A 3,827-nucleotide genomic window follows, 5' to 3' on the forward strand; every position below is an offset into this window, starting at 1 on the left:
AAACATGACTAATGATCCACTATTAAGTGGTAACATTCAGTTGATATCGGAAAAGAGGGGTATTGCGGTTAATATTAGCTCCAATTTAAATTCTGTTACTGAAAAAGTAGAATGCATAAAAAATGAACTGGATTTGCGATTTACAAATAAATGCACTTACGAAGGTACATATGGGGATGAAAAAAAGAAGCGTACAATTAAAAATGTTACATTGGATTTCTTCATATGAAAAACACAATAAAAGTCAATTAATACAGTTTTTACCTATATATTCTCCTAAATTTTTATATGCTTTTTTCGCACATTTGTCATCTATAATTCTTTCTAACCGTAGGTGATTTATGTGATTAAGCATGGTATCTGCCTGAGTCACTTTTTCTTCATTAATCTTTGCTCCTTGCTTAAGAAGCTGGTCTTTGATAGGATTGTACTCCAATCCGAGTTCTATTTTCATTTTGTGTCCTCATTTATAAATTCAATTAGCTATGGACCAGAGTGTTCATTGTCTTTAATCTACATCTAACTTGAAAGTGTTTTTTAACCTATCGTTATAAAAAAGTTGTATATACCCCTATTTCTTGTAAATAATGTTATCTTCAGCATAGTGGAAACCTTCATCTGGAACAAAATTGTCTGATTTAAGATTGTGATATGGATAGCATTCTCTTAATGTTCTTTCAAAATTTTCAATCTCGTACAGATCACATATTTCTTTTATATATTTTTTATTTAACTCTTCATTTCTAAAATGAATTTGAGAGTGACATTTGATACATACACAAATCAAATTGCCTATGTTGTGAGTTCCTCCTTTGCTTATAGGATTAATATGATGGACATGGAGAGAATGAGTAAGATTTTGGTCTCCACAATACCTACAAGTGTGATTATCTCTTTTTAAAACAATATCTCTTCTTATAAGCCAATCTGGAGGATAATTTGAATTTCTAGGTACATCAGATCTTGTAAAGAAGAGGTTATCTTTCTTTGGCTGATAGTTGTACTTAGTCATAAGTCTTCACCTATAAATAGAGTATTGGAGTCTGTATATAACGTTACACTATGCATAGTGAAAGTGTTCTAACAGTATACCCAAATGCTAATTATAGGACTATTAAAAACATCGATGTATAAGTAAATCTACAATAATTTGACTACTTCCCCTTTAGTCGCATACAATAAAACTAAGGACACGTTTATTACTTTTGACTGTAATATTTTGGTAGCTGCTATTTACGATTACGGATGAGAATGTAAGAGGTATAAAAAACAATACGCATATCCCATCTCCATCTAAAAGTAGCCTCTATCGGTGGTATAGATAATGGCCTTGAAAAAATCAGAACTTTATTCTTCTCTCTGGTCCAGCTGTGATGAACTGCGTGGAGGTATGGATGCCAGCCAGTACAAAGACTATGTGCTGGTGCTGCTGTTCATCAAGTATGTAAGTGACAAATATGCAGGGGTTCCCTATGCACCCATCACTATTCCCGAAGGTGCAAGCTTTGCGGATATGGTTGCACTTAAGGGTAAGCCGGATATCGGCGAGCAGATCAACAAGAAGATAATAGGTCCTCTGGTCAATGCCAACAAATTGTCCGACATGCCTGACTTCCATGATGCTACCAAGCTTGGCAGCGGTAAGGAGCAGGTGGACAGGCTTACCAACCTCATCGCCATCTTCGAGAATCCGGCACTGGACTTCTCAAAGAACCGTGCTGAAGGTGATGATATCCTGGGTGATGCTTACGAGTACCTGATGAGGCACTTCGCAACGGAAAGCGGTAAGAGCAAAGGCCAGTTCTATACTCCTGCCGAGGTCAGTCGGATCATTGCACAGATACTTGGGATACGTCAGGCAAATACCACAAGTTCCACCACAGCCTATGATCCCACATGCGGTTCAGGTTCATTGCTTTTGAAGGTTGCAGACGAGGCAAGAACCAAGATAACCCTGTACGGTCAGGAAAAGGACGCTGCCACATCCGGTCTGGCCCGCATGAACATGATCTTGCACAACAATCCTGAAGCTCTTATATGGCAGGGTAACACCCTTGCTGACCCAAAGTTCGTTGAGGGTGGTATACTCAAGACCTTCGATTATGTGGTCGCCAATCCTCCTTTCAGCGATAAGCGCTGGAGTACTGGTCTGGACCCTCTGCAAGATCCTCATGAGCGTTTCAAGCCCTTTGGAATTCCGCCTGCAAAGCAGGGAGATTATGCTTATCTGCTGCACATTGTCCGCTCGCTTAAGAGCACAGGTAAAGGTGCCTGCATTCTGCCTCATGGCGTGCTGTTCCGTGGGAATGCCGAAGCTGATATTCGCCGTAATCTGGTACGTAAGGGATACATCAAGGGTATCATAGGCCTGCCAGCCAACCTTTTCTACGGTACCGGCATCCCTGCATGTATCATTGTTATTGATAAGGAGGAAGCTCAGAACCGCAAGGGTATCTTCATGATAGATGCCAGTGCGGGTTTTATGAAGGATGGTCCCAAGAACCGTCTGCGTGCTCAAGACATCCATAAGATTGTGGATGTTTTCACAAGGCAGGCCGAGATCCCGAAATACTCACGGATGGTAAGCTTTGAGGAGATAGAGAAGAACGAGTTCAATCTCAACCTTCCGCGTTATATTGACAGCCAGCAGGCTGAGGACCTGCAGGATATCGAAGGCCATCTGCATGGTGGTATTCCTGTTGCTGATGTGGATGCATTGCAGCGTTACTGGGATGTCTGTCCGCAGCTTCGGCAGACCTTGTTCAAAGAGAATAGACCAAGATATCTTGATCTTGCAGCTGATAAAGCTGCTATTAAATCCACCATCTACGAGCATCCTGAGTTCTCTGCTTTTATCTCTGGTATGAATGCACATTTCGCTGTCTGGCGTGAGAAGTCCTCTGCTATGCTTCGGCAGTTGCAAGCCGACAGTCACCCGAAGGAAGTCATAGCCATGCTATCTGAAGATCTGCTTGCTCACTATGCGGGTAAGCCTCTCATCAGCCAGTACGATGTGTATCAGCACCTGATGGACTACTGGGAGACAACGATGCAGGATGACTGCTACCTCATTGCGGATGAGGGATGGAAGGCTAAGACCTATCGTATCATCGAGAAGGATAAGAAGGGTAAGGAGAAGGACAAGGGCTGGACCTGCGACCTCGTGCCAAAGTCGCTTATAGTATCCCGTTTCTTCGCAAAAGAACAGGAGGCTGTGGATAAGCTCACTGCTGAACTGGAAAGTGTCACAGCCCGCATGACAGAGATAGAAGAGGAGAACAGTGGTGATGAAGGCGCTTTTTCTGAACTTGACAAGGTGAACAAGGCCAATGTAACAGCTCGCCTGAAGGAGATTAAAGGCGACAGGGAAACACAGGAAGAAGCTGCTGTACTCAATGACTGGCTGAAACTTGCCAATGAGGAAGCTGACCTGAAGAAACGTCTCAGAGATGCCGAAAGTGCACTTGATGCCAAAGCCTATGCTTACTATCCCAAACTCACAGAGGACGATATCAAGACGCTGGTAGTGGATGACAAATGGCTCACTGTGCTGGATACTGCCATCCATGGTGAGATGGACCGTATCAGCCAATCCCTCACCCAGCGTGTGAAGGAACTTGCTGAACGCTATGAAACCCCAATGCCACAGATGACCGAGCGTGTGGCAGAACTGGAAGCACAGGTGAATGGGCACTTGGAGAGGATGGGGTTCAGGCTATGAGCGCTGAAACTGTTGTTGAGATCACCCCGGCCGGATACAAGCAGACTGAGGTGGGAGTGATTCCAAAGGACTGGGAAGTAGTGGCTCTTGAATCACTTGGTGAGAG

4 protein-coding genes are annotated in these 3,827 nt (G+C 43.3%); 2 read left to right on the forward strand and 2 right to left on the reverse strand.

Annotated features, from left to right (window positions below; all coding sequences use genetic code 11):
- A partial coding sequence (locus AB7U21_RS11120) for a hypothetical protein (protein ID WP_428389073.1) occupies nt 1-229 on the forward strand: 229 nt, incomplete at its 5' end.
- A gap of 15 nt (nt 230-244) precedes the next feature.
- Here the strand turns inward: AB7U21_RS11120 and AB7U21_RS11125 are convergent.
- Both AB7U21_RS11125 and AB7U21_RS11130 read right to left on the reverse strand, forming a co-directional pair.
- On the reverse strand, nt 245-454 hold the full coding sequence (locus AB7U21_RS11125) for a hypothetical protein (RefSeq protein ID WP_428389076.1): 210 nt from the start codon (nt 452-454) through the stop codon (nt 245-247).
- 117 nt (nt 455-571) lie between these two features.
- Nucleotides 572-1,012: an HNH endonuclease gene (locus tag AB7U21_RS11130; protein WP_428389078.1), complete on the reverse strand. Its 441-nt coding sequence runs from the start codon at nt 1,010-1,012 to the stop codon at nt 572-574.
- A 312-nt stretch (nt 1,013-1,324) separates the two neighbouring features.
- Between AB7U21_RS11130 and AB7U21_RS11135 the strand changes: the two genes are divergently transcribed.
- A complete protein-coding gene (locus AB7U21_RS11135; protein WP_428389080.1) occupies nt 1,325-3,721 on the forward strand; it encodes a type I restriction-modification system subunit M in 2,397 nt (798 codons plus the stop codon).
- The last annotated feature ends 106 nt before the right edge of the window (nt 3,722-3,827 follow it).

This window comes from Methanomethylovorans sp. (assembly GCF_050177135.1).
Taxonomy (GTDB): Archaea; Halobacteriota; Methanosarcinia; order Methanosarcinales; family Methanosarcinaceae; genus Methanomethylovorans.

Coding starts and splice junctions, on each gene's coding strand:
- AB7U21_RS11125 (WP_428389076.1), bottom strand. CDS start 454: ATGAAAATAGAACTCGGATTGGAGTACAATCCTATCAAAGACCAGCTT.
- AB7U21_RS11130 (WP_428389078.1), bottom strand. CDS start 1,012: ATGACTAAGTACAACTATCAGCCAAAGAAAGATAACCTCTTCTTTACA.
- AB7U21_RS11135 (WP_428389080.1), top strand. CDS start 1,325: ATGGCCTTGAAAAAATCAGAACTTTATTCTTCTCTCTGGTCCAGCTGT.